The organism is Gellertiella hungarica (assembly GCF_014197145.1).
Classification (GTDB): domain Bacteria; phylum Pseudomonadota; class Alphaproteobacteria; order Rhizobiales; family Rhizobiaceae; genus Gellertiella; species Gellertiella hungarica.
Genome location: NZ_JACIEZ010000001.1, coordinates 173,350 through 200,065 on the forward strand (window position 1 = coordinate 173,350; position 26,716 = coordinate 200,065).

Consider the following 26,716-nt stretch of genomic DNA (forward strand, 5'->3'; position numbering starts at 1 on the left):
CCGGACGCATGCGTCCGGCTGCGTGCTCAAGCCCCCCTTGAATTGGCACCGAGCCAGAATGCGCGAGGGGCAGAAAGGTTCCGGCCAGCTGTAACGCTCGGGCCGGAACCGGGCTGATGCCGTCAGTGGGCGGTCGGCTTCTTCTTCTTGCGCCGCGCCAGCATGTTGAGGATCTCGACCAGCGCCGAGAAGGCCATGGCGGCGTAGATGTAGCCCTTGGGCACATGGAAGCCCATGCCGTCGGCAATGAGCGTCATGCCGATCATCATCAGGAAGCCGAGTGCCAGCATCACGATGGTGGGATTGCGCTCGATGAAGGCGGACAGCGGACCCGAGGCCACGAGCATGACCGTCACGGCGAAGACGACGGCGATGACCATGATCGGCAGGTGCGGCGTCATGCCGACCGCGGTGATGATGCTGTCGATGGAGAAGACGAGGTCGAGCAGGAGGATCTGGCCGATCGCGGAGGCCAGCGTGTTGTTCGCCGAGCTTGCGATGAAGTCCTCGCCCTTTTCTTCGGGGTCCACGTTGTGGTGAATTTCCTTGGTGGCCTTCCACACGAGGAAGAGACCGCCGCCGATCAGGATCATATCCTTCCAGGAGAAGGCATGGCCGAAGAGTTCGAAGACCGGTTCGGTAAGGTGGACGATCCAGGCAGCGGTGCCGAGCAGGGCAAGCCGGAGGATGAGCGCCAGGGCGATGCCGATGTTGCGGGCCGGGCGGCGCTGTTCGGGCGGCAGCTTGTTGGTCAGGATCGAAATGAAGACCAGGTTGTCGATGCCGAGAACCACCTCCATGACGATGAGGGTGATGAGGGCAATCCAGGCGGAAGGGTCCTGGAGAAGGGCGGCGATGTCCTGCATGAGGGGCGTCTCCTGTCGTGGCGGCTCTCGGTCCCGGCACCGGGCCTGTCGCAGTCTGCGCGATAGGCCGCGTCAGCCACCGGAATACCGATTCCGAGCCTGGTCGGGAAGGCGCGCTTAGCACAGTCCGCGCCTGCCTGCAAAGCAGGCGGAGCCCGCTTTATCCCCTTTGCTTGCCGTAGGTTGCAAGAAACATCCTGACGGCGCTGGCTACGGTGCGGTCGATCTCCTCCCGCGGCACGGCCTTGTCGAGCTTGCCGAAGAGGCGAGGCTTGAAGAGCCCGGCGGTCGACAGCTCCATGAACTGGATCGCGGCGAGCGGCACGTCGTCCAGCTCGACATGACCGGCTTCCACCTGGCTGGCAAGGTAGGTTTCGATGACGGAGCGGACGCTGTCCGGACCGGTCGTGAAGAAGCGGTTGGCAAGTTGCGGCATCCGCTCGATGACGCCGATCACCGTGCGCATCGCATAGATGGTGCCCGGGCTCAGCACATGCGTGGCAAGGGCGGTTCCGAAACTGGTGAGGTTTTCCTCGATGGAGCCGTCGCCGGACAGCGCGCTGCGCATGGAGGCAACCAGCCGCGATCTTTCCCGTTCTATGAGCGCGGCGAAGAGATCTTCCTTGTTGTTGAAGTAGACGTAGATCGTGCCCTTCGAAACCTGCGCCTCGCGGGTGATGTCGTTCATCGTGGCGGCATCGAAGCCCGCCTTCATGAAGACGCGCTTCGCCCCCTCGAGGATCTGGTCGCGCTTGCGCGGATCCTCGCCCGCCGCCCGTCGTCCGACGCCGGCGGGTTCGGCGCAGACGGTCACGGCGCCAGGCACAGGGGAGGACATATCAGACATGCTTTACCATTGATCAGAACTTTTCGAACCGGATGGTTCGATTTCGCTTGATATGAAACTTTAATGACCCTATGTCAATGTCACAAATCAAACCGTTCGGTTCGATAGATTCTCAACAGGCGCGACGATGGCATCCAATACCAGAGCAGGCAAGATCAGGGCGGTCGAAAGCGAAGAGCCCCGGGCGGACGTGACCGGCGAGGAGAACGTCGGCGCGGCCGCACAGGCCCCGGAGGCAGAAGCTCCGCGCGCCGTGGAGGCCGAGGAGCGCGCGCCCATGGCGGCGGCCGCACCGGCGCCCGCCAAGAAGAAACGCCGCGGCTTCGTGCTGCCGGTGATCCTGCTGGCGCTTCTCGGCGCCGGCGGCTGGTATGGCTACAATTACTGGGTCGACGGCCGCTTCATGGTGTCGACCGACGATGCCTATATCCAGGGTGACATGGCGACGATCTCGCCGAAGGTGTCCGGCTATGTGGAAAAGGTCCATGTGGTGGCGAACCAGCCGGTCAAGGCCGGCGACCCTCTGGTGACGCTCGATTCCGGCGATTACCGCATCGCGGCCGATCAGGCCAAGGCACAGATTGCATCCGCCAAGCTCTCGCTCGACCGTATCGATGCGCAGATCGTCGGCGCAGAGGCGCAGCTCAAGCAGGCGGAAGCCCAGCAGCAGGCCAACATCGCCCAGCAGCGCGGCGCGCGCCTGACCCAGAACCGGGCCAAGGAGCTGTCGAGCCGTGCCGTCAGCAGCGCGGCATCGCTGGATGCAGCCGACGTGACGCTCGCCCAGGCCGATGCTTCCGTCCATGCCGGCGAGGCGGCCATTGCGGTTGCCAAGGCCAATATCGGCCTTCTGCATGCACAGCGCGCCGAGGCCGAAAGCACCATCCGCACCATGGAACTGGCGCTCGAGAAGGCGCAACGGGATCTTTCCTTCACCACCCTGAAGGCCCCCTATGACGGCGTGATCGGCAATGTGTCCGTGCAGGCAGGCGACCTGGTCTCGCCCGGTGCCCGCCTTGCGGCTCTGGTTCCGGTCAGCGATCTCTTCATCGAGGCCAACTTCAAGGAAACGCAGGTCGCGCGCATCGTTCCGGGCTCCAGGGTGCATATCCATGTCGACGCCTACAAGGACCAGGATCTGGTCGGCACGGTGACCTCGATTTCGCCGGCCTCGGGTTCCGTCTTCTCCATGCTGCCGGCCGAAAACGCCACCGGCAACTTCACCAAGGTGGTGCAGCGCATTCCGGTTCGGATCGCCATCCCCGCCGACAAGCTGAAGGAAGGCCATCTGCGGGCCGGCATGAGCGTCGTGGTGGATGTCGATACCCGCACGGCTCCCTGAGCGGACCGGCTGACGGGGAGTGTTTCCGGGCGGCTTGTCGGATGGCGGGCCGCCCCATTGTTTCGGCTTTGTCGCGAAGCGGACGGGGTTGAGCCCGGCTTCGGCGGGAATGAGTGAGGCCAGGCCATGGCGGCCACAGCTACGATGAAGGCACCCGGCTCCGTTGCCGTGGCACGCGAGGACGAGCGCATGGACCCGAAACGGGTCATCGCCTTCTTCGCCATGGTGTTCGGCATGTTCATGGCGATCCTGGACATCCAGATCGTCTCGGCATCGCTTGCCGAGATCCAGGCGGGCCTTTCTGCCGGTTCCGACGAGATCGCCTGGGTGCAGACGGCCTATCTGATCGCGGAAGTGATCATGATCCCGCTTTCGGGCACGCTGGCGCGCATCGTGTCGACGCGCGTGCTGTTCTCGGTATCCGCCGCCGGCTTCACCCTCGCCTCGGCGATGGCGGCGACCGCCACCAACATCGACCAGATGATCATCTACCGCGCCATTCAGGGCTTCATCGGCGGGGGAATGATCCCTTCGGTCTTTGCCGCGGCCTTCACGATCTTCCCGGCCTCCAAGCGCCCGATCGTCTCCCCTCTGATCGGTCTCGTGGCGACGCTTGCGCCGACCATCGGCCCGACTGTCGGCGGCTATCTCAGCCATGCCTTCTCCTGGCACTGGCTGTTCCTCATCAACGTCATTCCCGGCATCATCGTCACCGCGGTGACCTGGACGCTGATCGATTTCGACGAGCCCGATTTCTCGCTCTTCAAGAAATTCGACTGGTGGGGCCTTGCCTCCATGGCGGTCTTCCTGGGCTCGCTCGAATATGTGCTCGAGGAAGGCAACAACAAGGACTGGTTCAGCGACGACAAGATCGTGATCGGCACGGTCGTGATGAGCATCGGCGCGATCTTCTTCTTCTACAGGGCGCTTACCCGCGCCTTTCCGGTGGTGGATCTGCGTGCCTTCAAGGACACGAACTTCGCCGTCGGCTCGATCTTCTCCTTCATCATGGGCATCGGCCTTTACGGGCTCACCTATCTCTATCCGCTCTATCTCGGGCGCATCCGCGGCTACGATTCGCTCATGATCGGTGAGACCATGTTCGTCTCGGGTCTCGCCATGTTCATGACGGCGCCCGTGGCGGGGGCGCTTTCCAGCCGCTTCGATCCGCGCTTCATGATGGCTCTCGGCTTTACGGGATTTGCCTGCGGCACCTATCTGATGAGCCACCTGACGGCGGACTGGGACTTCTACGAGCTTCTGGTGCCCCAGATCCTGCGCGGTTGCTCGCTGATGATCTGCATGGTGCCGATCAACAACCTGGCGCTCGGAACGCTGCCTCCCGACCGGATCCGCAACGCCTCCGGCCTCTTCAACCTCACCCGGAACCTCGGCGGTGCGGTGGGGCTCGCGGTCATCAACACGCAGCTCACCAGCCGCTCGCAGGAGCATTTCGCCCGCCTCTCGGAGCATATCAACTTCTCCAACAAGGAAGCCCTCAACTGGCTGAAATCTGTGGCCGGCAACTACCAGAGCTACGGGCTGGACGGGAACGCGGTTGCGCTCAAGAAGCTGAACGGCATGGTCATCCAGCAGAGCTGGATCCTGTCCTTCATCGACATCTTCATGGGGCTCACCGTGCTCTTCGCCGCCCTCGTGCTGCTGGTCGCGCTGATGAAGAAGCCGAAGGCGGCGGGAGCAGGGGGCTCCGGCCACTGATCCTGCCCATCATCGACACCCAGCGGATGGCGCCCCTGAGGCGCCATTTTCATGCCTGCCGAAAAATCTGATTTACGTACCTCAAAAATCCCGCTAAGCAGGCTGCGGGAGAAAACATGAAGCCGACCGTCCACGATATCGCCAGTGAAGCGGGCGTCAGCCTCGCGACCGTCGACCGGGTGCTGAACGGGCGTCCGGGGGTCAGGGCGCCGACGCGCGAGCGCGTGCTCGCCGCGATCCAGAAGCTCGGCTTCGTGCGCGATGTCGCTGCCGCCAATCTTGCCAAGGGCAGGGTCTACCCGCTCGTCTTCATCGTTCCCGCGAACGACAATTCCTTCATGGCCGCACTGCGCGGGGAAATCGCGGCCGCAGGCATGCGGGGCGCACAGGAACGCACCGCGATCTCGATCCTGACCGTTCCCGCATTCGACATTCCGGCGCTTGTCCGGGCGCTCGACGCGGCGCGCGCGGAAAAGCCGGCAGGCGTCGCGGTCGTTGCCATCGATGCCGAACCGGTGCGCGAGGCGGTTGCCCGGCTTGCCGCAGACGGCATTCCCGTGGTGACGCTCGTCTCGGACCTTCCCGACAGCGCCAGAAGCCACTTCGCCGGGATCGACAACGAGGCAGCGGGCCGCACGGCGGGCTCGCTGATGGGACGCTTCCTCGACGGCCGGCGCGGTGCCATCGGCATCATCGTCGGCTCGCTCGACGTGCGCGACCATCGCGAGCGCCTGGATGGCTTTCGCGCGGCGATATCCGCGCCCTACCCAGACCTTTCGCTGCTCTCGCCGCTGGAAGGGCGCGACGAGCCGGAGCGTGTCCATCAGATGGTGTCGCGGCTTCTCGCCGAGGAGCCGGAGCTTCTCGGACTCTACAGCCTCGGCGCCGGCAATCGCGGCCTGATCCGGGCGCTCGAGGAGCGACGACCGGCCCGGCCGATCCGGGTGATTGCCCATGAACTCACGCCCCACACCCGCGGCGCACTCGAGACGGGGCTGATCGACACGGTGCTCAACCAGGATGCGGGGCACGAGGTGCGCAGCGCGATCCGCGTGCTGAAGGCCCGGGCAGACGGCCAGCCGGTCATTGCCGCGCAGGAGCGCATCCGCATCGACATTTTCCTCAAGGACAATCTTCCATGACCCTTTTTCCAGCAAGGAGCTTTTGCCATGTATCTCGGGCTTGATCTCGGCACCTCGGGCGTCAAGGCGCTTCTGATCGACGATGCGCAGCGGATCGTCGGATCCACCAATGCGCCGGTCTCGCTCTCCCGGCTGCATCCCGGCTGGTCCGAACAGGATCCGGCCGAATGGGTGAGCGCGACAGAGGCCGCGATGGCGGCGCTGAAGGCAGCCCATCCGCAGGAACTCGCCGCCGTCAGGGGCATTGGCCTTTCGGGCCACATGCATGGCGCAACGCTGATCGGTGCCGACGATGCGGTTCTTCGCCCCTGCATCATGTGGAACGATACCCGCTCCCATAAGGAAGCGGCCGAACTCGACGCCAATCCGGCCTTCCGCAGGATTTCCGGCAATATCGTCTTTCCGGGCTTCACCGCGCCGAAGCTCGCCTGGGTCGCCAGGAACGAGCCGGAGATTTTCGCCCAGGTGAAGAAGGTGCTGCTGCCGAAGGATTACCTGCGCCTCTGGCTGACGGGAGAACATCTCTCCGAAATGTCCGATAGCGCCGGCACCTCCTGGCTCGATACGGCGGGGCGCAAATGGTCGGCGGAACTGCTTGCCGCGACCGGTCTCGACGAAAGCCACATGCCCGGCCTCGTCGAGGGCACTCAGGCAGCGGGCACGCTGAAGCCCGCGCTTGCCGCCCGCTGGGGCATGGCACCCGGCGTGGTGATTGCCGGCGGCGCGGGGGACAATGCCGCCTCCGCCTGCGGCATGGGAACAGTCGCCGAAGGCCGCGCCTTCGTCTCCCTCGGCACATCCGGCGTGCTCTTTGCCGCCAATGCCAGCTACCTGCCGAAGCCGGAAAGCGCGGTGCATACCTTCTGCCATGCGCTGCCCGACACCTGGCACCAGATGGGCGTGATCCTCTCCGCTACCGATGCTCTCAACTGGTACAGCGGCGTGACGGGTCAAACCGCATCCGCGCTGACGGCGGAACTTGGCGACAGCCTGAAAGCCCCGTCCTCCGTCACCTTCCTGCCCTATCTCGCCGGTGAGCGCACACCGCTCAACGATGCCGCGATCCGCGGCGCCTTCATCGGTCTCGGCCACGAATCCTCCCGCGCGGTGCTGACACAGGCGGTGCTGGAAGGGGTGGCCTTCGCGCTTCGCGACAACCTCGAAGCCCTGCGTTCGGCCGGAACCGAGCTTTCCCGGGTGACGGCCATCGGCGGCGGCTCTCGCTCCCGCTACTGGCTGGCAGCCATGTCGACCGCGCTCGGCCTGCCCATCGACGTCCCGCAGGACGGCGATTTCGGCGCGGCCTTCGGAGCGGCGCGCCTCGGGCTGGTTGCTGCGACGGGGGCCGATCCGCTCGCCGTCTTCACCCCGCCGGAAACGGAAGAGACCATCGATCCCGATCCCGCCCATGGCGACGCCTATGCAGCAGCCTATGAGCGCTACCGCGCGCTCTACCCGGCGCTGAAGACCCTTTCACACTGATCCAGAAGAACAGACCACAGGAGAACCTGACATGAGCACCGGCTTTTTCGGCGATATCGCCAAGGTGAAATATGAAGGCCCCGAGAGCACCAATCCGCTCGCCTTCCGTCATTACAATCCCGACGAGATCGTCATGGGCAAGCGCATGGAAGATCACCTGCGCTTTGCCGTGGCCTACTGGCACACCTTCACCTGGCCGGGCGGCGACCCCTTCGGCGGCCAGACCTTCCAGCGCCCCTGGTTCAACGACAGCATGGAAGCGGCGAAAATGAAGGCGGATGTCGCCTTCGAATTCTACGACCTCCTCGGCGTGCCCTTCTATTGCTTCCACGATGCGGACGTGCGCCCCGAGGGCAAGGATTTCCGCGAGAATACCCGCAATCTCGAGGAGATCGTCGATTACCTCGGCAAGAAGCAGGGCGAGACCGGCAAGAAGCTCCTCTGGGGCACGGCGAACCTCTTCTCCAACCGCCGCTACATGTCGGGCGCTGCCACCAATCCGGATCCCGATGTCTTCGCCTTTGCGGCTGCAACCGTGAAGACCTGCATCGACGCCACCATGAAGCTCGGCGGCGAAAACTACGTGCTCTGGGGCGGTCGCGAAGGCTACGAGACGCTGCTCAACACCGATCTCAAGCGCGAGCTTTCCCAGCTCGGCCGCTTCTTGAACATGGTTGTGGACTACAAGCACAAGATCGGCTTCAAGGGCACCATCCTCGTCGAGCCGAAGCCGCAGGAACCCTCCAAGCACCAGTATGACTACGATGTCGCGACCGTCTACGGCTTCCTCAAGGAGTACGGGCTGGAGAAGGAAGTGAAGGTCAATATCGAGCAGGGCCATGCGATCCTTGCCGGGCACTCCTTCGAGCACGAGCTGGCGCTTGCCAATGCGCTCGGCATCTTCGGCTCCATCGACATGAACCGCAACGACTACCAGTCGGGCTGGGACACGGACCAGTTCCCGAACAACGTCCCGGAAATGGCGCTTGCCTATTACCACGTCCTTTCGGGCGGCGGCTTCACCACGGGCGGCACCAATTTCGATGCCAAGCTGCGCCGCCAGTCGATCGATCCGGCAGACCTGCTGATCGGCCATATCGGCGGCATGGATTGCTGCGCCCGCGGCCTGAAGGCGGCGGCGAAGATGATCGAGGACGGCGCGCTGTCGAAGCCGCTCGAGGATCGTTACAGCGGTTGGGAGAGCCCGGAAGCCCAGGCGATCCTGCGCGGCGAAGTCTCGCTGGACGAACTCGCTGCCCGGGTCGAGGCCGGCAACGTCAACCCCGAGCCGCGCTCGGGCCGCCAGGAATATCTGGAAAACGTGGTCAACCGCTACGTCTGACGGCCCATCGGCCTTATGCTCGGGCTTGTCCCGGGCATCCGCCTCTGGTGACGGCGGGCGAAACGGCCGAGACGTGCGAAACGAAAGCAGATCCTCGCCACAGGGGCGGGGATCACGGGCAGTGATTTCGCCCGGACATGAGCCTGTCGGCGAAGGAAAATCAGCTGCCCATGTGCCTTTCGCCGCGCTTCCTGGCGAGCGCGATCTGGCGCTGCCGCTCGCGGTAGCGTTCGAGATCGGCTGCACTGCGGGTGCCGTGGCAATGGGGGCAGGAAACGCCCTCTTCGAAAAGCGGCGAGGCGCGATCCTCCGGGGTGAGGGGATAGCGGCAGGCGTGGCAGAGCGTGTGCTCGCCCTGATTGAGCCCATGGGTGATCGAGACGCGTTCGTCGAAGACGAAGCAGGCGCCTTCCCAGAGGCTTTCCTCCGGCGGCACCTCCTCCAGATATTTCAGGATGCCGCCCTTGAGATGATAGACCTCGTCGAAGCCGTTCTCCTTCATGAAGGCAGTGGCCTTTTCGCAGCGGATGCCGCCGGTGCAATACATGGCGAGCTTCGGCTTGTTGTGCAGGCCGGGGTTCTGGCGCACCCATTCGGGAAATTCGCGGAAGGTCTTGGTGTTCGGATCGACCGCACCCTTGAAGATGCCGATGGCCGTCTCGTAATCGTTGCGCGTGTCGATGACGATGGTGTCGGGGTCCGAAATCAGCGCGTTCCAGTCTTTCGGCTCCACATAGGTGCCGACAACCTTGAGCGGATCGATGTTCTCGACGCCCATGGTGACGATTTCCTTCTTCAGGCGCACCTTCATGCGCAGGAAGGGCATCTTCGCGGCGCCGCTTTCCTTGTGCTCGAGGTTCTGGAACTCGGGCTGCGCGCGGAGGAAGGCAAGCACCCTGCGCAGGCCCTCTTCCGGCCCGGCGATGGTGCCGTTTATGCCCTCATGGGCCAGGAGAAGCGTCCCCTTCACGCCGTTTTCGTCGCATGTCGCCTGCAGCGGCGCGCGAAAATCGCGGAAGCGGGCAAAGGGCGTGAAATGGTAGAGGGCGGCCACCAGGAAGGGGCCGTCCGTTGCGGCGGGGGCGTTTTCAAGCGTCTGTGTCATGCCCCGGAAATAATCCCTGGGGGCGTCCGGTGCAACCGCTTTCCGCACCGCGCTGCGCTTTGCCTTTTGTCAAAAGAGCTGGAATTGCGGGCTTTCCGGCCTCCGGGGAGGTGCTGGCATATCCGCCGGCGAATGTCCGGCACCCATCGCTTCCGCGATCGTGTCCATGTCTTCCTGGCAGAGCGGAACAAGCCCGAAGCGGAAGGGATAGGCCCAGTTGCTCCTGCCGCGGGTCAGCGAGAGCCGGTCGAGAAGCAGCCTGATCGGCACGGCCCGCGCCTCGGTCCAGCGGACATCGAGCCGGAAGGGCACGAAGCCGCCGCCCATATCATGGCGATAGGGGGCAAGGCCGATGGCCGTGCCGAAGGCGGTGAGCTGCATCAGCCCGTCCCGCACCCCGAAGCGTTGCGAGGGCGAATAGTAGACCACCCGGTCGCCCGGGCCGATGCGGCGCAGCGGCCCGCCCTTGCCGTGGCAGACCTGCATGAAGCCTCCCCGTTTGCCGATCTCCACGTGATCGGCCGAGGCAACGGCGAGCCAGTCCATCCCTCAGCCCTCCGCCTTCAGGACCCGGAGACGCTCGCCGTCCGGGCCTTCCGCGGTGAAGGAATAGCCGAACTCGCGCCGGGTCGGAGGATCGACGATGGCAAGGCCCTGGGCCTTCCAGCCGTCGTGGAGCCGCTCGACCTCATGCTCTTCGTCGACATGCAGCACCAGTTCGCAAGAGAGGCCGGGACCGTTTACGGCCGGCTTCACCGCATCGCGTTTCCAGAGGCCGAGCTTCACGCCGCCCGGGACGAGGAAGAGGGCGAAGCCGGGAGAAACTTCTGCAGGCGGAAGGCCGAGCGCCTTCTGGAAGAAGTCGGTGCTTCCGGCCACATCGGTCACGTAGAGAATGGTCATGTCGAGTTTCATCACGCGTGCTCCTTTTTGGTGATGAACCCGGTATACAGAAGGTAACTGACAGTTTTTGTCAGTATCAGATTTCGGGTGAAATGCTCACAGAGGTTGTTCCGGAATGCTGTTTTCCTGGCGCCATTCCTTCAGCAGCTGCTGGCGCCGGCGCGGATAGCGCCGGCCCGTACCGGCCAGCGCCTCGATGCGGTCCGCCCGGAAATGGCGAAACCCCTTCCTCAGCTCGCACCAGGCAATCACCACCCGCACCTGTTCGAAGAAGCCGAGCGCGAAGGGCCAGATGTCGCGCTCCGTGCCGTTGCCGCGTTCGTCGGAATAGAGAAGGTGCAGCACTTCCTCGTTGCGGATCGCGCTGCGGATGCGGGAAATGTCGACCTTGACCGGCTTCGGCCCGGGGGCCGGCCCTATGAGAAGATGCGTCGCGGCAAGGTGATCGCGCAGATCCTCCGGAAGAACATGGGTAATCTTGGCGAGCGCCTGGCCCGCGGCAGCAGCCAGATGGTCGTCCGTCTTGCGCGAGACCCAGCGCGCGCCGAGCACGAGCGCCTCGATTTCCTCCCGCGTCAGCATCAGGGGTGGCAAGAGGAAGCCGGGCTTCAGCACGTAGCCGAGGCCGGGTTCGCCTTCGATGTCGGCGCCCTGTGCCTGCAGCGTCGCGATGTCGCGGTAGACGGTGCGAAGCGATATGCCGAGCGTATCGGCCAGATGCTGCCCCGCCACCGGATAGCGGTGGCTGCGCAGCAGTTGCAAGAGATCGAGAAGTCGCTGGGCCCGGGCCACGGTGTTCTCCTGCCAAAAGATGGCAGCAACCATAGAATAAAACGAGGCGTTGTGCATCTTGAATCGAGACGCGGGCCGAAACCGGGTTTCCCGGTCGCGGCACCTCGACAAGGGCGCGCGGATTGTGTAGGTCTGGCGAAAATTCAATCGTTTTAAATCTGGAGGCGCAGATGCCGGGAAAAACCGAGAAGCTCCTTTCTATCCTGAAGTTGCAGCCGGTGGTTCCGGTGCTGATCGTCGAGGACGTGCGATCGGCCGTGCCTCTTGCACGGGCCCTGGTGGCAGGGGGCCTGCGCGCCATCGAGATCACCATGCGCACGCCTGCCGCGCTTGAGGCGATCCGCGCCGTGGCGGACGAGGTGGAGGGCGCCTATGCGGGTGCCGGCACCATTCTCAATCCCGCCCATTTCGAGGCTGCCGAGAAGGCCGGCTCCACCTTCATCGTGAGCCCGGGCGTCACGCGGCCGCTGATCGAGGCGGCACGGCAATCGGAGGTCCCGCTGCTTCCGGGCGCGGCAACCGCAAGCGAAGTCATGACGCTTCGCGACGAAGGCTACGAGGTGCTGAAGTTCTTCCCCGCCGAACAGGCGGGCGGTGCCGCCTATCTGAAGTCGCTCGCCTCGCCGCTTGCCGGCACGCTCTTCTGCCCCACCGGCGGAATCAGCCTGAAGATTGCCCCGGATTACCTGTCGGCCCCCAATGTCGTCTGCGTCGGCGGCTCCTGGGTGGCGCCGAAGGAGATGGTGGCCTCGGGCGACTGGGCCGGGATTACGCGCCTGGCGGCAGAGGCGTTTGCACTGCGCAAATAGGCCTTGCCCGCGGCAATAAAATCTCCGCACGCGTTTGTAACTCGGTTGCGTCTCGCCTATCTTTTGCGCGAACCATCGCGAACGGAGACCTGAACCATGTTTGATGCGAAGCAGCTTCTCGACCAGTTTCTCGGCGCGCCGGTGCCCGGCACCAACGGGACCGTCAAGGACAAGGCGACCGATCTGACGAAGCTCGCGCAGGAAAACCCGCTGGCAACCGGTGCTGTCGCGGCCGTGCTGCTCGGAACGGGCTTCGGGCGCCGCCTGACGGGGGAGGTGCTGAAGCTCGGCGGCCTCGCGGCCATTGCCGGCCTCGGCTATCAGGCCTATCGCAACTGGAAGGCGGGAAGCGCCCCCGAGCAGGACAATGCGCCTGCCCCGGGGCCGGTACTCGTGCCGCCGCCGGCCGATTCCGGTTTCTCCCCCAGTTCGCCGGCCAATTCTGCCGATTTTGCGCTTGTGCTCGTGCGGGCGATGATTGCCGCTGCCCGTGCCGACGGCCAGATCGACGATGCCGAGCGTGCCATGATCCTCGACAAGATCCGCCTGTCCGGCCTCGGCCAGGAGGCGGAGGGCTTCATCGCCGATGAGCTGAAGCGCCCCCTCGATCTCGACCAGCTCGTTGCGCTTGCCGTGACCGAGGAGCAGAAGGTCGAGCTCTACACGGCCTCCCGGCTGACCATCAATCCCGAGACGCGGGCAGAGCGCGGCTATCTCGACATGCTCGCCGGCCGGCTGGGACTGCCGGACGATCTGGTGCGCCATATCGAGGCGACCGTTGCCACCGCAAACGCCTGATGCCGATCCATCAGGGAAATTGACTTGCCAATCAGCCGCGCCCGGTGAGAGATCGGGAAAACGAGGAACACCGGGGGGCATGCGATGCAAGACCTGAAGAACTGGAAACCCTGTCCGCCGCCGCAGGGCGTGACGCTGAAGGGCCGTTTCGTCACCGTGGAAGGCTATGACCGCGACAGGCATCTGAAGGCGCTGTGGGACGCCTTCGGCGGCCTCGAGGTCAATCGCCTGATGCAGTATTTCACCCAGCCCGATTTTGCCGGGATCGAGGATTTCGACGACTGGCTGACCGCCTGCCAGACCAAGGGTGGCTGGGTCGCGGAAGTGTTCCGCGACAACGCAACCGGAAATGTCGTCGGCATGGCGAACTACATGCGGGCGGATCCCGCCAACGGTGTCGTCGAGGTGGGCGGCGTCTGCCACGGGCCGGCCATGGCACGCACCCCGCTTGCCACGGAAGCCCATTATCTGATGGCGCGCCACGTCTTCGAGGATCTCGGCTACCGCCGCTACGAATGGAAGTGCAACAACGACAACAAGCCGAGCCATGCCTCGGCCCGCCGTTACGGCTTCACCTTCGAGGGCGTCTTCCGCCAGCACATGCTGTCGAAGGGCGGCAATCGCGACACGGCCTGGTACGCGATCATCGACAAGGACTGGCCCGTTATCGGCAAGGCGTTCGCGGCCTGGCTTTCTCCCGAGAACTTCAATGCGGACGGAAGCCAGAAGAAAACCCTTGAGGCCGTTCGGGCCGAAATTCAGGAAAAGGCAGGCGCATGAGCGAAGGCAGCAACCGTTCCAATGCCATTGCTGCGGCGGTCATTCTCCTCGGGGCCGGGCTTCTCTTCTATGCCATGCCGAAGATCATGCTGTGTATCGGGGAATTCTCGCCGATCCTCGCCGGCATCTTCGGCGCCGCATCCGTCCTGGCCTTCTTCGGCATTTTCTGGCTGAGAGGCCGCTATCAGCGGCGGAAGTGATTTCCGCCTCTAGGCCTGCAGCGATGCGCCGAGCAGCAGCAGGCCCATGATCAGCACGAAAAGCGCGCCGCCGATTTCGGCCACGTGACCGACAATGCGGCCAGCGGAGCTTTCGGCACCCGCAATGCGCAGGGCAAGACCCTTTGCCAGCACGGCCAGCGTTGCCAGCAGGGCCACGGTGATGGCCGTCCCGAGCGACATGGCGACAACCGAGAGCACGCCCCCCAGCATCAGCCCGTTCAGCATGGAAAAGCTGAGGACAAGGAGCGCGCCGGAGCAGGGGCGCAGACCCACGGCGATGATCGCCGACCAGGCCTCGCTGAGGCCGAAACGGCCCGACCGCAAGGCCGAGGGATCCGGCAGATGGGCATGGCCGCAGGATTCGCAGACGAAGCCCTGCGGCGCAGACCCTGCCGGGGCGAAATCGCCGAAGCCATGCCGGCAATCGGGACCGTGGACATGCGGCTCGCTGCCGGCCCCGGCAAAGAGCATCTGCGTGGCCGCCTGCCGCGCCGGGAACAGCGCCCGGAGCTTGCGCACGAGAAGCCAGGCGCCGAAGAGCGCAATCATCGCGAAGCTTGCCCGTTCGAGCGCCGTCGTCGCTTCGGTCATGGAAATGCCCGTGCCGCGCAGCACCAGCCAGGCAGCGCCCACGGTGAGGATGGCCGTCAGGCCCTGCAGGAAGGCCGAGGCGAAGGAAATGAAGATGCCACGCTTCAGCTCCACCTCGTTTGCCACCATGTAGGAGGAAATGACGGCCTTGCCGTGGCCCGGGCCTGCCGCATGGAAGATGCCATAGGCGAAGGAGAGGCCGACGAGAACGGATAGTTTTGCAGGATCTTCCCGCATGGCCTTCAGCGCACCCGTCAGTGCCCGGTAGAATTCCTGCTGATAGGCATTGATCTTGAAGAGGAGCGGACCGAAGAGGCCCGTCGCCGGCATCGAGGGTTCCGCCGTGCCGATCCCGAGGGGAGATTGCGCATGGGCGAGCCCGGCTGCGCAAAGCACAACGAGCACGGCCGGCAGGAGGATCCTCGCGTGGCGGTTCAGGCGGTTCAGCATGTCACCTCCAGGCGGGTGGCAAAGAGCTTCGACATGTTCGTGCCGGTCGGATCGTTGAAGAAGGCCTGGGTCAGGTTCGCCTGGTTCTGTTTCAGGACTTCGTCCGCATCGGGGCGCACCACGGCCCGCTGGCAGGCCTTGAAGCTGTCGCCGACGGTTGCCATGTCCTCGTCCCTGGCAAAATCGATGGACGTGTAGAGGGTCGGATCGTAAACGCCGAAGGAAAGCTTGCCCTTGAGCTGCATCGGTGCCTCGGGGGTGACGGCAAAGAACATCAGCAGCTGGCCGTCCTGATAATTCACATGAATGACGTCGGGCGCCTTCACCTTCACCGGCTTACCGTCCGAAGACAGGTTGGTGTAGTAGCTGTAATCCCCGAGCGAGGTGCGGACGGTCTGGCCCACCTCGTCCAGCTCGTCCTGATCAAGGGTCGCGTTGCCGTTCTTGTCGAAATCCATCACCACGCTGGACGAAAAGACATCGTCGAAGCGCCAGACATTGCGCAGTTCGCTCACAAAGCCCTTGTCGTCGGCCACCACCTCGAGGCGGGCTTCTGCAAAGATGTGCGGATGCGCCAGCGCCAGGCCCGGCATGCCGGTCAGTGCCACTGCGGTGAACAGGATCGTGCGTCTCATGCGGTTCCCCCGGGGTGCTGGCGAATCACTCGCACCCGACTGGGGCGAATTTGCGGAAAGTCACTGCCGGAAGGGCTGGCATTGCTCGCTCTTGCGGAACCAGTTGTGCAGGAAGTCGACGAAGATGCGAACCTTGGCGGGCAGGTAGCGGCGGTGCGGGTAGATGGCGTAGATCCCCCGGTCCTTCGGTATGTACTCGTCGAAAAGCGGAACGAGCGCGCCGGAATCCATGTGATTGCGGGCAATGAAATTCGGCACCACCGCAACCCCCAGCCCGGCCAGTGCGGCGCGAAGGCTGGCACTCGGGCTGTTCACCTCGATTCGCCCGGAGATGGGGATCGAGAACGGGGCTCCATCGGGCGCCTGCAGCCGCAGCGCATTGTGCGAGCGGGAATTGGTATCGATGATGAAGGGCAGGCTGCTCAGCTCGGAAGGGGAGGAGAGCGGCCCGTTCTCCGCGATGAAGGCGGGTGTGGCGCAGATGTAGACCTGAAAATCCGTGAGCTTGCGCGCAATCAGCCCGGAATCCTCGAGCTTGGTGATTCGCACCGCGACATCGAAGCCCTCCTCGATCAGGTCGACGAAGCGGTCTTCGCCGACGATCTCGAGGCTGAGATCCGGATAGGCCTTGGCGAAATCCACCAGAGACTGGCCGATTTCCGCGTCCATGAAGGTGCGGGGGGCGGAGATGCGCAGACGGCCCTTGAGGTCCTGGTTGTTTTCCCGGACGAGGTCCGCGAGATTGTCGATCTCCTTCAGGATATCGGCCGCGGTGCGGTAATAGGTGTGGCCGGCCTCCGTCAGCGAAAACTGCCGTGTGGTGCGGTTGATCAGCAGTGCGCCGATCTCGTCCTCCAGCTCGCGGACATATTTCGACAGCAACGCCTTCGAGCGTCCGACCTTGCGGGACGCGGCGGAAAAGCCTTCCGCTTCAACGACATCGATGAAGGCGCGGATGCGGGTGAGGGTGTCCATCGGCGGCAGTCTCCTGTTCGCTGCAAAAGTGAACAATGAAGCCCGATCGTTCAATCATAAAATTCGCGAGGGGGTTAAAATTCCGCTTGATTATGACGGGCAGAATCCTTATCTCCCCTCTTGCCCAAAGTCGCACGTGCCTGTGGGTGTCCGCCGAACCCTCGATAAGGTGAGGAAATCGGTAAGGTACCTGGAATTAACCCCTCCAGTCGCTATTCCGGCCAACCGGGAAATGCGAGGACATCTTGAAGCAACGACGGTGCGGGCCTTTCTGGTGTCTGCCGGCTTTCCATCAGCCGGGGTTACTGTAGAGGCACACCCTCATTGCCGGAAGTGCGGTCGGGTTCATCCCCCCAATCCAAGGCAGACAAAGCGGAATGCACGCCCTGGCAGGCGTCGTTCCACCAATCGCGCATACATGCGCATGCTTGGTTCCGGGGTCTCCACCGGCTGGTTCCATAGCGTGCACGCGTATGCCCTTTGTCCTTCGGGTTTTCCCGAAGATCTGACCGTTGAAAGGGATGACCATGACCACTGCACGCATCATCGACTTCATCAAGAACCGACGTCCCGAAGGTCCCTGCCTCGTGGTCGACCTCGACGTGGTTAAGAACAACTACCATGCCTTCCGCCATGCCATGCCGGACAGCGCGATCTACTATGCCGTCAAGGCAAACCCGGCTCCGGAAATCCTGTCGCTGCTCGCCTCCCAGGGCTCGAGCTTCGATTGCGCCTCCGTGGCCGAGATCCAGATGGCGCTCGATGCCGGCGCGACCGCCGACCGCATCTCCTTCGGCAACACCATCAAGAAGGAGCGGGACATTGCCCGCGCCCATGCGCTCGGCGTGAACCTCTTTGCGGTCGATGCCCATGAGGAAGTGGAAAAGGTTGCCCGTGCCGCTCCCGGCGCCCGCGTGTTCTGCCGCGTGCTGACCTCGGGCGAAGGCGCCGAATGGCCGCTCTCGCGCAAGTTCGGCTGTGTGCCGCAGATGGCCGTCGACGTGCTCGTCTACGCCCATCAGCTGGGGCTGGAGTCCTATGGCGTATCCTTCCACGTCGGCTCGCAGATGACGCAGGTCGACGCCTGGGATTCGGCGCTCGCCGACGCCAAGCGGGTGTTCTCGCAGCTTTCCAAGCAGGGCATCCACCTGCAGATGGTTAACATGGGCGGCGGTTTCCCGACCCGTTACCTCAAGGACATCCCGTCCGCCGAGGCCTACGGCAAGGCGATCTATGCCGCACTGCGCAAGCACTTCGGCAACCACATCCCGCACACCATCATCGAGCCGGGCCGCGGCATGGTCGGCAATGCCGGCGTGATCAAGGCGGAAGTGGTGCTGATCTCGCGCAAGTCGGACAATGACGATGCACGCTGGGTCTTCCTCGACATCGGCAAGTTCGGCGGTCTCGCAGAAACCATGGACGAGGCGATCCGCTATCCGATCCGCACCGTGCATGACGGCGGCGAGATGGAGCCCTGCGTCATTGCCGGCCCGACCTGCGACAGCGCCGACGTGCTCTACGAGAAGAACATGTATCCGCTGCCGCTGTCGCTGACCATCGGCGACGAGGTCCTGATCGAAGGTACGGGTGCCTACACCACGACCTATTCCGCAGTCGCCTTCAACGGCTTCGAGCCGCTCAAGGCCTATGTGATCTGATCGCTTCCGCCCCGGCGAACCGGGGCGGGCCTTCACCTTCATCGTCATCGCCGGAAACGGATCGGGTACGGGAGGCCACCATGGCCGCTGTTCTTCTGTCTGAGCGCGCCCTTTCGCGCGCCACCACCATCACCATTGCCGAGGAGCGGATCTACGACGTTGCGGCTCGCGAGGCGCTGCTCGACCGCGCCATGGGCGAAGGCCGCACGCGCAAGTCTTCCGAAAAGCTCCGCCGCAACCGCCTGCCGGCCGAGGGGCTTGCCCTCGTCGCGCGTCATGCCGATGGCGAAGTCGCGGGCACCGTGCGCCTCTGGAACATCCAGGCCGGCGTCGGCAAGGATGGCAAGGGCGTGCCGGCGCTCCTCCTCGGGCCGCTTGCGGTCGATCCGCGCGCCGAAGGGCAGGGGATCGGCTCTGCCCTCATGCGCGAGGCAGTCCGCCGTGCGGGCGAGGCCGGGCATGGCGCAATCCTGCTCGTGGGCGATGCACCCTATTATGCCCGCTTCGGTTTTTCCGCGGAGAAGACCGAACATCTGGTCATGCCGGGCCCCTTCGAGCGGAACCGGTTTCTGGCTCTCGAACTCGTGCCCGGCTGGCTCGATGGCGCCACTGGCTTGCTTACCGCAACCGGCAGCCTCGCGAAGCACGGCTGAGGGCCGCGCTCCGCTTGTCCGCAGGGACAGCGTCGAGCGCCCCGTGGCACGAAAGGCGGGCGGTCCCCAAGGGCCGCCCGCCTTTTCTTTTGTCAATTATCCCGTTGTTTTTTCGCCACAATCACCCGCTTTGCCGCGCAGCAACATAAGACAAAACTGTTATATTGATCTGGCTCAACTCGACTCGTCCGGCGCGGTGCCATTCCGGTTCCCGTGTTGACAGGAAATGCTCTTAAAGGAGAGACGAGATGACCAAGACAATGTGGGCCGCCGCGCTTGCTGCCTCCACCCTGCTTTCGCTCGGCGCCACCATGGCGACGGCCGCAGACCTGACGGCTGCCCCGGAGGCGGCGCCGGTTGCAACGGAAGCCGTTTCGGTTTCCAGCCCCTGGCAGGTGCGCGTGCGCGGCCTCGGCGTCATCACCCAGGACAGCGGCTCGGTCACGGGCGTTCCCGGCTCCGATCTCTCCTTCAGCGACAGCGTCGTGCCGGAACTGGACATCAGCTACTACTTCAATGACAACATCGCCGCCGAACTGATCCTCGGCACCACCTATGCGAATGTTTATGGCGAAGGCTCCATCGCCGGTCTCGACCGGATCGGCCGCACCTGGGTGCTGCCGCCGACGCTGACCCTCCAGTATCACTTCACGGACCTGGGCGCGTTCAAGCCCTATGTCGGCGCCGGCATCAACTACACGCTGTTCTACAATCAGGAAGGCGCCAGCGCCAACAGCCTGGATGTCAAGAACAAGTTCGGCGCGGCCCTGCAGGTCGGCGCGGACTACATGTTCGACGATCACTGGGGCGTGAACTTCGACGTCAAGAAGCTGTTCCTGGAGCCGAGCTTCGACGTGAATGTCGGCGGTACGGATCTGTCCGGCCGGGCGAACCTGAACCCCTGGCTGATCGGCACCGGTATCACCTACCGCTTCTGATGCGCACCTGCGCCCCTTGCGAGGGGCGTGGCCATTTCCCGAGTCCCGGCTGCCCACCGCGCCGGGACATGCGGAAAGGCGGACCTCCTTGGCAAGGTGGAGGTCCGCCTTCTTTGTTCTTGCTACAGTTGATGTTCAGGCAGAGATGTCGATGACGCCGCAATCGCCGGCCTCGGAGGCAAAGGCGAGCAGCTTGCCGTTCGGGCTCCAGTTCATGGCGGTGATCGCGCCCTTGCCCGGCCGGCGCAGCAGCGCTTCCTTGTTGTCCGCCAGACGCACGCCAAGCACCATGCCATCGATGTAGCCGATTGCCAGCACCTCCTCCGCGGGATGGAAGGAAACGGCCGTCACCAGGATGTTCGCGCGCGTGCCAAGCTCGAGCGGCGCCTTGCCCATCGGGCCGTCCTTGCCGCTGAAGGGCCAGACGATCGCGGCGGGAGCGCCCGTCGTGGCGAGCCACTTCCCCTTCGGAGACCAGGAGGTTCCCTTCACCTTGGCAGGATAGCCCGTCATGCGCATGTGGCGGGTGTCGGAACCGGGCTTCGTATCGAGCTTCCAGCCGTGCAGCGCGTTTTCCTGCATGGTGGTCACGACGAAACGGCCATCGGGCGAGAAGGTGACGCCGGTATGGGCGCCCTTCCATTCCAGATCGACCGGCTGGCCGGGCGTCGCGACCCAGTGAAGGGAAACCCCGTTGTAGCGGGCGACCGCCAGGCGCAGCCCCTTGGGTGCGAAGGCAAGACCCTCGACAGTGCGTTCCTCGGTGAATTCGCTGCGCTTGCCATCCGCCATGACGACGGTTGCGACCTTGCCATGGGCAAAGGCTGCGGCGCCGGAAGGCCCGGCGGCAACGACGGTGATCCACTTGCGGGGAACGCTGGCGATTTCCTCGCTCGAGCCGTCGGCGCGGCTGCGCACCACGCGACCGTCCTCGCCGCCGGTGATCAGGCTGTTGGTGGCCGCATCGCGCACGGCAGAGAGCAGGCCCTCATGGGCCTTCGCGGACTTGTGTCCCTGATCCAGCCGGTGGATGGTGCCGTCGGCAGCGGCAAAGACGGGCACCTGGCCCAGAAACTCGGCGGTCACGACATGGCTGTCGAGATCGAGGGGGGCGACGGTCGGCATCAGGCGGTCTCCACGATTTCCCGCTTGTCCCAGCCGAACACGCGGGTCTTGTTCAGGTCCATCACCTTCATGCCGTCCCCATGGGCATAGCAGAACCAGCGGTCCCACTCCCGCCGCAACCAGTCGATGCAGATCGCGCGAGAGCCGCCTTTCATGGATTCGGTCGGCAGAAGGGCATAGATGAGGCCGGACTTGTAGCCCGATATGACCAGCAGGCCAAGCCCGCATTCCTCGTCGTTCGGTTCGAAGACGATGAGATCGACGGGGCCCGTATCGGGCCCCAGGTCGTAATTGTCAGGCAGGCGGATGATGTCGCCGACGAAGAGGGCCTCTTCGCCGGTTTCGGCAAGCAGTGCCATGGGATCAGGCGGCCTCGCAGGCCTTGAAGCTCTTTTCCAGCTTCTCCCGGTCGAGGTTGCGGCCGATGAAGACGAGCCGGCTCTCGCGCTTCTCGCCATCCTTCCACGGGCGCTGGTGGTCGCCCTCGACGATCATGTGAACCCCCTGAACGACATAGCGTTCGTCATCGCCCTTGAAGGAAATGATGCCCTTCAGGCGCAGGATGTTCGGGCCGTCGGTCTGGGTGACCTTCTGGATCCAGGGGAAGAAGCGGTCGGGGTTCATCTCGCCGCCGCGCAGCGAGATGGAGGTGACCGTCACGTCGTGGATCGGCGCCATGCCGGGCTTGTGGTCATGGTCGTGGTGGTGGTGATCATGGGTGCAGTTCGGGCCGCATTCGTGATCGTGATGCTCATGACCATGACCGTGCTCATGATCATGGGCGTGGTGGTGATGCCCGTGGTCATGGTCGTGGTGGTGGTGATCGTGATCGCAGTCGGGGCCGCAGACGTGATCGGGATGATCGTGATCGAGGAAGTGCGGATCGTTCTCAAGCGCGCGCTCGAGATTGAAGGCGCCCTGGTTCAGCACCTTGGAAAGCTCCACCCTGGAACGTTCGGCGCGGTGGATCCGGGCAGACGGATTGATCGCGCGCACGGTGGCTTCGATGCGGGCGAGCTCTTCCGGGGTCACGAGGTCGGTCTTGTTGATGATGACCACGTCCGCAAAGGCGATCTGGTCTTCGGCTTCGCGGCTGTCCTTGAGGCGCAGCGGCAGATGGCGCGCGTCGACCAGCGCCACGACCGCATCCAGCTCGGTCTTGGCGCGCACGTCGTCATCCATGAAGAAGGTCTGGGCAACCGGAACCGGATCGGCAAGACCCGTGGTCTCCACGATGATGCCGTCGAAGCGGCCGGGACGGCGCATCAGGCCTTCGACGACGCGGATCAGGTCGCCGCGCACCGTGCAGCAGACGCAGCCGTTGTTCATCTCATAGATTTCTTCGTCCGACTCGACGATCAGGTCGTTGTCGATGCCGATCTCGCCGAACTCGTTGACGATGACGGCGTATTTCTTGCCGTGGCTTTCGGTCAGGATGCGGTTCAGAAGCGTGGTTTTGCCCGCGCCGAGATAGCCGGTGAGAACCGTGACGGGCGTGGGCTTGGGAAGAGCTGCTTCGGTCATCGTAACCTCGATTGCAATGGAGGCCGGCTCGGCCGGCGGAAAATCTCGGCCTCCATATAAGGTCTCGCCGGGGGCGTTTCAAAGACTTTCGATGGCTTAATCCATGAGGCGGGATCGAACGGCCCGACGGCGGATGCTCTGATCGGCCGTCGGGCACGGGGATCAGTCGGTCAGGGCCGCCCTGTTGTCCGTGGCGTAGGTCCGGAGCGTCCGCGCCGGCTTGCCCGTGAGCTTTTCCACGTCGCCGGACACGCCAGCCGTCCAGCCCTCGCGGACGGGATGGAAGATGGCGGCAAGGAAGTTCGCGTAGTCGGCGGGCACGCCGGCACCCGTCAGCAGGGCAACGAAGGCGGCATCGTCAACCGGCTGGTAGGCGATCGGCTTGCCGACGACGTCCGAGAGAATGGCTGCCGCTTCACCGTAGGACAGCGCTTCCGGGCCGGTGAGGTTGAAGGCCTGGCCGTCGAAATCGCTGCGGGTGAGGAGCGCTACGGCGCTTTCGGCGATATCGCGCGTATCGATGAAGCTCGACTTGCCCTCAGCGGCCGGAACGGCGATCGCGCCATGGCGGATGCCTTCCCGCCAGTAGCTGTGGAAATTGTCGGAGAACCAGTTCGGACGGATGATGCCATAGGGCGTTCCCGACGCGATGAGTTTCAGTTCCAGCTGGCGATAGGGAATGCTGTCATCCGCATCGACGCCCAGCACGGTCATCAGCACGACCTTGATCCCGCGTGCCGCAGCCGCCTCGATGACGGGGCCGAGCAGGCCGACGGGATCGAGATAGCCGGCGGGAACATTGGCGAAAATCCGGTCCACACCTTCGAGGGCCGCCCCGAGCGCTGCGGGATTGGCGAGATCGAGCGCAACGGCTTCCGCCCCGGCAACCGGCGTTGCATTGCGGCTCACTGCCTTGACTTTCTCGCCGCGCGCCACCAGAAGCGCCGCCACCTTGCTGCCGATCGTGCCGGTCGCGCCGAGCACCAGAACCTTGCCTGCCATGTTTCTCTCCTTGGTATATATTTGAAACCACGTTTTCTATGGAAACCAGATATGAAATATGCGATAGGGTGTAAAGAAGGCACCTTCGAGTGACGTGGTTACCGCCTCGAAACCGGCATGCGGAGATGAGTGATGAAGTTCGATGTCTATGCGGAAAATTGCCCGACGCGTCTGGTCATGGACCGGATCGCGGACAAATGGGCGGTGCTGGTCCTGGTCAAGCTGTCTGCGGGCAAGATGCGGTTCAACCAGCTGCGCCGGGAGATCGAAGGCATTTCGCAGAAGGTGCTCTCCCAGTTGCTCAAGAAGCTGGAGCGCGACGGGCTGGTGAGTCGCGAGGTGTTTCCGACCGTGCCTGTGACGGTGGAATATGCCATCACGCCGCTCGGCCAGACGCTGACCGCCACCGTGAGCGCGCTGACGGTCTGGGCGGAGGAAAACATGCCCCGCATCATCGAGGCGCAGCGCCGTTACGACGGCGTGGAGGCGCGCGAGTCCGCCTGATCGAGATCGGCGAGGTCGAAGGCATCGACGTCGCGGATCAGTGCCGCGAGGCCCTGGACCGCGTGTTCGATCAGCAGCTCGCCCTTCTCGGCGCTTGCCGCCGCAGCATTTCCGGCAGCGCCTTCGGGATTGAGGTCGGTCATCTTCCATCCGAAGGCATGTGGCCCGTAGGCCCTCAGATGAGCGAAGCGGCTCTCGAATTCCCGCTGCCGGGACGGGAAGGATTTCGCTTTCGTCATGTCCACAAGGTCGGGGCGGAGCGCCAGCATCACCGAGGTCTCGATATCGCCGGCATGAATGTCGATTGCCTTGTCCGCGGCCGTCATGAAGCCTTCGGGAACGCCGAAACGCGTCCAGCTCGTCGCCACCACCAGCATTCCAAGCCGGATGCGCGCCTCGGTCGCCACGATGGTCAGAAGCGGCGAGTTGCCGCCATGGGCATTGAGAAGCACGAGCTTGCGGACACCCTGCGCCTGCTGTGCCCCAGCGATGGAAAGCCATCGCTCCACCGCCTCTCCGTATCCGAGCGTGCGCGTGCCGGCGACATCCATGTGTTCGATCGAATAACCCACCGGCTCCACCGGAAGGAAGCGGATGTCGAGCGTCGGGGGCAGGACCTCCGCCAGCCGCGCCGCAATGCCCGCGGCAATCAGCGTATCGGTTTCGAACGGCAGATGCGGCCCATGCTGCTCATGGGCGCCGAGCGGAAGGATGGCGATGGGGGCCTTTTCTGACATGGTCTGGTTCCCGTGGACTCGGTCTGGCGATTGACCTTACTGTCGGCTAATGTCCGTTTTGGCGAACGGGCAGCAAAAGCACAAGCCGAAACAGACCGGTGACGGAGGGCATCTTGGGCAAGAAGAAGGAAGAGAAGAAAAAGAAGGACGGCAAGGAGAAGCCGCCCCTCGAAAGCGTCATGGCCGATATTCCCCAGGCGATCACCCAGGCCGCCCGCTCCATGCGCACCGTTCTCTCCCGCAATCTTCTCGATGCCGGGCTTTATGCCGGGCAGGATGGCGTGATGCTTGCGCTGGCCGCGGAGGATGGGCTGACACCGGGCGGCCTTGCCCAGCGGCTCGGCGTCAAGGCGCCCACCATGACCCGCACCATCGGCCGCATGGAGGCGCAGGGCTTTCTGATCCGCCGCGCCGACGGCACGGACCAGCGCCTCACCAAGGTCTATCTGACGGAAACCGGACGCGAGCGGCTGGAGCGCATTTCGCAATCCGTCGAAACCTGCACCGCCCAGGCGCTCGCGGGCTTCAGCGGCAAGGAAATGCGCAGCCTGCTTAAACTCTTGAAGGCGGTTGACGAAAATTTGAAATCCGATGGCGTTTCCGCGCTTCATCCTGCCGATGACGACGAGGAATAGACACAGGTTTTAGAAGCCCTCCCAAAAAGAAAGATTGATTTTCAAAGCACGACAAACTATTTAAATTTTTTAAATGGGTGTCCATCCATCGGCGTGCTGTTTCGGGAGGGCGCATGGCTCAGAAAGTCAAACTGTCCACGATCGCGGAGTCGCTCGGCATTTCCACCGCCACCGTGTCGCTGGCGCTGAGGGACAGCCCCCTTGTTGCCGGGGCAACCCGCGACCGGATCAAGGACCAGGCCCGGGCCCTCGGCTACATCTACAATCGTCGCGCCGCCAGCCTGCGGACCTCGCGCTCCGGCATCATCGGCGTCGTCGTGCATGACATCATGAACCCCTTCTACGGGGAAATCCTGAAGGCCATCGAGAGCGAGCTCGACCGCAGCCGGCATACCTTCATCCTGTCGAACCATTACGACTCCGTCGAAAAGCAGCGCACCTTCATCGAAACCCTGCTCCAGCTCGGTGGCGACGGTCTCATCGTGTCGCCGGCCATCGGCACGCCGCCGGAGGATCTCCGGCTTTCGGAAGACAATGGCATGCCCGCCATCCTGATCGCCCGCTCCATGGAAGGGGTCGACATGCCGACCTTCCGCGGTGACGACAGCTACGGGATCTCGCTCGCCACGAACCACCTGATCGGGCTCGGCCATCGCTGCATCGCCATGATCGGCGGAACGGACCAGACGTCTACCGGCCGCGACCGCTACCAGGGCTATGTGAACGCGCTGAAGAAGGCGGGCATCGAGGTGGATCCGGAGCTGCGCATTCCCGGGCCGCGCTCCAAGCAGGGCGGCTTCGAGGCGGCCGTTCATTTCCTCTCGCTTCCGCAGAAGCCGACGGCCGCCGTCTGCTGGAACGATCTGGTGGCCATCGGCCTGATGAACGGCATCGCCCGCGCCGGCCTGGTCCCCGGCAAGGATATCTCGGTCACCGGCTATGACGATCTGGAGGAAGCCTCCATCGCGACGCCGGCGCTGACGACCGTGTGGAACGGGCAGGCGGAGGTGGGGCGGCTTGCCGCGCGCGCCCTGCTCGACCGCCTCGACGGCAGCCACGAGCCGGATGGCATTCACCTCATCAAGCCGGAAATGCGGATCCGCCAATCGACCGGGCCAATCCGTCGGTAAGCGGACGG

Annotated in this window: 29 protein-coding genes; 15 read left to right on the forward strand and 14 right to left on the reverse strand. The window is 64.1% G+C overall.

From position 1 onward, the window contains the following. Positions 1 to 122: 122 nt before the first annotated feature. Positions 123 to 866, reverse strand: coding sequence for a TerC family protein (locus GGR23_RS00775; RefSeq protein ID WP_183364203.1), 744 nt, complete (start codon positions 864 to 866; stop codon positions 123 to 125). A 160-nt stretch (positions 867 to 1,026) separates the two neighbouring features. Further along, positions 1,027 to 1,704: a TetR/AcrR family transcriptional regulator gene (locus GGR23_RS00780; protein WP_183364896.1), complete on the reverse strand. Its 678-nt coding sequence runs from the start codon at positions 1,702 to 1,704 to the stop codon at positions 1,027 to 1,029. Between the two features lie 136 nt (positions 1,705 to 1,840). Here GGR23_RS00780 and GGR23_RS00785 point away from each other — a divergent pair, with 136 nt between their 5' ends. From GGR23_RS00785 to xylA, 5 genes are all read left to right on the forward strand, one after another. Next, positions 1,841 to 3,055, forward strand: a complete 1,215-nt coding sequence (locus GGR23_RS00785) for an HlyD family secretion protein (RefSeq protein WP_183364204.1) — start codon at positions 1,841 to 1,843, stop codon at positions 3,053 to 3,055. Between the two features lie 126 nt (positions 3,056 to 3,181). Next, complete coding sequence (locus tag GGR23_RS00790; RefSeq protein WP_183364205.1) at positions 3,182 to 4,774, forward strand: DHA2 family efflux MFS transporter permease subunit; 1,593 nt, start codon at positions 3,182 to 3,184, stop codon at positions 4,772 to 4,774. Positions 4,775 to 4,890: 116 nt separating this feature from the next. After that, positions 4,891 to 5,916 (forward strand): LacI family DNA-binding transcriptional regulator, encoded by a 1,026-nt coding sequence (locus tag GGR23_RS00795; protein WP_183364206.1) that lies wholly within the window; start codon positions 4,891 to 4,893, stop codon positions 5,914 to 5,916. 27 nt (positions 5,917 to 5,943) lie between these two features. Then, positions 5,944 to 7,398 (forward strand): xylulokinase, encoded by a 1,455-nt coding sequence (gene xylB / locus GGR23_RS00800; protein WP_183364207.1) that lies wholly within the window; start codon positions 5,944 to 5,946, stop codon positions 7,396 to 7,398. A gap of 31 nt (positions 7,399 to 7,429) precedes the next feature. Further along, positions 7,430 to 8,740, forward strand: coding sequence for a xylose isomerase (xylA, locus tag GGR23_RS00805; RefSeq protein ID WP_183364208.1), 1,311 nt, complete (start codon positions 7,430 to 7,432; stop codon positions 8,738 to 8,740). A gap of 160 nt (positions 8,741 to 8,900) precedes the next feature. On the opposite strand, the gene trhO is transcribed toward xylA, so the two are convergent. The 4 genes from trhO to GGR23_RS00825 all read right to left on the reverse strand — a co-directional run bounded on the left by trhO (position 8,901) and on the right by GGR23_RS00825 (position 11,540). Beyond that, positions 8,901 to 9,845 (reverse strand): oxygen-dependent tRNA uridine(34) hydroxylase TrhO, encoded by a 945-nt coding sequence (trhO, locus tag GGR23_RS00810; RefSeq protein ID WP_183364209.1) that lies wholly within the window; start codon positions 9,843 to 9,845, stop codon positions 8,901 to 8,903. 69 nt (positions 9,846 to 9,914) lie between these two features. Next, positions 9,915 to 10,391 (reverse strand): EVE domain-containing protein, encoded by a 477-nt coding sequence (locus GGR23_RS00815; protein ID WP_183364210.1) that lies wholly within the window; start codon positions 10,389 to 10,391, stop codon positions 9,915 to 9,917. A gap of 3 nt (positions 10,392 to 10,394) precedes the next feature. Continuing rightward, a complete protein-coding gene (locus GGR23_RS00820) occupies positions 10,395 to 10,760 on the reverse strand; it encodes a VOC family protein (RefSeq protein WP_183364211.1) in 366 nt (121 codons plus the stop codon). Between the two features lie 84 nt (positions 10,761 to 10,844). Further along, on the reverse strand, positions 10,845 to 11,540 hold the full coding sequence (locus GGR23_RS00825) for an HTH domain-containing protein (protein ID WP_183364212.1): 696 nt from the start codon (positions 11,538 to 11,540) through the stop codon (positions 10,845 to 10,847). Positions 11,541 to 11,710: 170 nt separating this feature from the next. Between GGR23_RS00825 and GGR23_RS00830 the strand changes: the two genes are divergently transcribed. The 4 genes from GGR23_RS00830 (at position 11,711) to GGR23_RS00845 (ending at position 14,127) form a co-directional block, all read left to right on the forward strand. After that, complete coding sequence (locus GGR23_RS00830) at positions 11,711 to 12,349, forward strand: 2-dehydro-3-deoxy-phosphogluconate aldolase (protein WP_183364213.1); 639 nt, start codon at positions 11,711 to 11,713, stop codon at positions 12,347 to 12,349. A gap of 96 nt (positions 12,350 to 12,445) precedes the next feature. Continuing rightward, complete coding sequence (locus GGR23_RS00835) at positions 12,446 to 13,147, forward strand: tellurite resistance TerB family protein (RefSeq protein WP_183364214.1); 702 nt, start codon at positions 12,446 to 12,448, stop codon at positions 13,145 to 13,147. An 84-nt stretch (positions 13,148 to 13,231) separates the two neighbouring features. Further along, positions 13,232 to 13,927 carry a GNAT family N-acetyltransferase gene (locus GGR23_RS00840; RefSeq protein ID WP_183364215.1) on the forward strand — a complete coding sequence of 232 codons (696 nt, stop codon included), beginning with the start codon at positions 13,232 to 13,234 and terminating at the stop codon, positions 13,925 to 13,927. Continuing rightward, positions 13,924 to 14,127 carry a hypothetical protein gene (locus GGR23_RS00845; RefSeq protein WP_183364216.1) on the forward strand — a complete coding sequence of 68 codons (204 nt, stop codon included), beginning with the start codon at positions 13,924 to 13,926 and terminating at the stop codon, positions 14,125 to 14,127. Before GGR23_RS00840 ends, GGR23_RS00845 begins: the two co-directional genes overlap by 4 nt. Before the next feature lie 9 nt (positions 14,128 to 14,136). Here GGR23_RS00845 and GGR23_RS00850 read toward each other — a convergent pair whose 3' ends face one another. The 3 genes from GGR23_RS00850 to GGR23_RS00860 are packed head-to-tail and all read right to left on the reverse strand — an operon-like array spanning position 14,137 to position 16,799. After that, a complete protein-coding gene (locus GGR23_RS00850) occupies positions 14,137 to 15,189 on the reverse strand; it encodes a nickel/cobalt transporter (protein WP_183364217.1) in 1,053 nt (350 codons plus the stop codon). Next, complete coding sequence (locus tag GGR23_RS00855) at positions 15,183 to 15,824, reverse strand: DUF1007 family protein (protein ID WP_183364218.1); 642 nt, start codon at positions 15,822 to 15,824, stop codon at positions 15,183 to 15,185. Before GGR23_RS00855 ends, GGR23_RS00850 begins: the two co-directional genes overlap by 7 nt. A gap of 60 nt (positions 15,825 to 15,884) precedes the next feature. After that, positions 15,885 to 16,799, reverse strand: a complete 915-nt coding sequence (locus GGR23_RS00860) for a LysR family transcriptional regulator (protein WP_183364219.1) — start codon at positions 16,797 to 16,799, stop codon at positions 15,885 to 15,887. Between the two features lie 527 nt (positions 16,800 to 17,326). Here GGR23_RS00860 and odc2 point away from each other — a divergent pair. The 3 genes from odc2 to GGR23_RS00875 all read left to right on the forward strand — a co-directional run bounded on the left by odc2 (position 17,327) and on the right by GGR23_RS00875 (position 20,051). Continuing rightward, positions 17,327 to 18,460 (forward strand): ornithine/lysine decarboxylase, encoded by a 1,134-nt coding sequence (gene odc2, locus GGR23_RS00865; RefSeq protein ID WP_183364220.1) that lies wholly within the window; start codon positions 17,327 to 17,329, stop codon positions 18,458 to 18,460. Positions 18,461 to 18,540: 80 nt separating this feature from the next. After that, a complete protein-coding gene (locus GGR23_RS00870) occupies positions 18,541 to 19,113 on the forward strand; it encodes a GNAT family N-acetyltransferase (RefSeq protein ID WP_183364221.1) in 573 nt (190 codons plus the stop codon). 248 nt (positions 19,114 to 19,361) lie between these two features. Further along, on the forward strand, positions 19,362 to 20,051 hold the full coding sequence (locus GGR23_RS00875; RefSeq protein WP_183364222.1) for an OmpW/AlkL family protein: 690 nt from the start codon (positions 19,362 to 19,364) through the stop codon (positions 20,049 to 20,051). Positions 20,052 to 20,186: 135 nt separating this feature from the next. Here GGR23_RS00875 and GGR23_RS00880 read toward each other — a convergent pair whose 3' ends face one another. The 4 genes from GGR23_RS00880 to GGR23_RS00895 all read right to left on the reverse strand — a co-directional run bounded on the left by GGR23_RS00880 (position 20,187) and on the right by GGR23_RS00895 (position 23,702). Then, positions 20,187 to 21,176: a WD40 repeat domain-containing protein gene (locus tag GGR23_RS00880; RefSeq protein WP_183364223.1), complete on the reverse strand. Its 990-nt coding sequence runs from the start codon at positions 21,174 to 21,176 to the stop codon at positions 20,187 to 20,189. Then, a complete protein-coding gene (gene imm45, locus GGR23_RS00885) occupies positions 21,176 to 21,535 on the reverse strand; it encodes an Imm45 family immunity protein (RefSeq protein WP_183364224.1) in 360 nt (119 codons plus the stop codon). The genes GGR23_RS00880 and imm45 overlap by 1 nt, the downstream gene beginning before the upstream one ends. 4 nt (positions 21,536 to 21,539) lie before the next feature. Continuing rightward, positions 21,540 to 22,700 carry a CobW family GTP-binding protein gene (locus GGR23_RS00890; RefSeq protein WP_183364225.1) on the reverse strand — a complete coding sequence of 387 codons (1,161 nt, stop codon included), beginning with the start codon at positions 22,698 to 22,700 and terminating at the stop codon, positions 21,540 to 21,542. Positions 22,701 to 22,862: 162 nt separating this feature from the next. Further along, positions 22,863 to 23,702 carry an SDR family oxidoreductase gene (locus GGR23_RS00895; protein WP_183364226.1) on the reverse strand — a complete coding sequence of 280 codons (840 nt, stop codon included), beginning with the start codon at positions 23,700 to 23,702 and terminating at the stop codon, positions 22,863 to 22,865. Positions 23,703 to 23,834: 132 nt separating this feature from the next. Here GGR23_RS00895 and GGR23_RS00900 point away from each other — a divergent pair, with 132 nt between their 5' ends. Continuing rightward, positions 23,835 to 24,206: a winged helix-turn-helix transcriptional regulator gene (locus GGR23_RS00900; protein ID WP_183364227.1), complete on the forward strand. Its 372-nt coding sequence runs from the start codon at positions 23,835 to 23,837 to the stop codon at positions 24,204 to 24,206. On the opposite strand, the gene GGR23_RS00905 is transcribed toward GGR23_RS00900, so the two are convergent. Beyond that, positions 24,173 to 24,943, reverse strand: coding sequence for a creatininase family protein (locus GGR23_RS00905; protein ID WP_183364228.1), 771 nt, complete (start codon positions 24,941 to 24,943; stop codon positions 24,173 to 24,175). The genes GGR23_RS00900 and GGR23_RS00905 overlap by 34 nt on opposite strands. 113 nt (positions 24,944 to 25,056) lie before the next feature. On the opposite strand from GGR23_RS00905, the gene GGR23_RS00910 reads away from it, so the two are divergent. Next, positions 25,057 to 25,578: a MarR family winged helix-turn-helix transcriptional regulator gene (locus GGR23_RS00910; protein WP_183364229.1), complete on the forward strand. Its 522-nt coding sequence runs from the start codon at positions 25,057 to 25,059 to the stop codon at positions 25,576 to 25,578. A 113-nt stretch (positions 25,579 to 25,691) separates the two neighbouring features. Continuing rightward, positions 25,692 to 26,708: a LacI family DNA-binding transcriptional regulator gene (locus GGR23_RS00915; RefSeq protein ID WP_183364230.1), complete on the forward strand. Its 1,017-nt coding sequence runs from the start codon at positions 25,692 to 25,694 to the stop codon at positions 26,706 to 26,708. Positions 26,709 to 26,716: the final 8 nt, after the last annotated feature.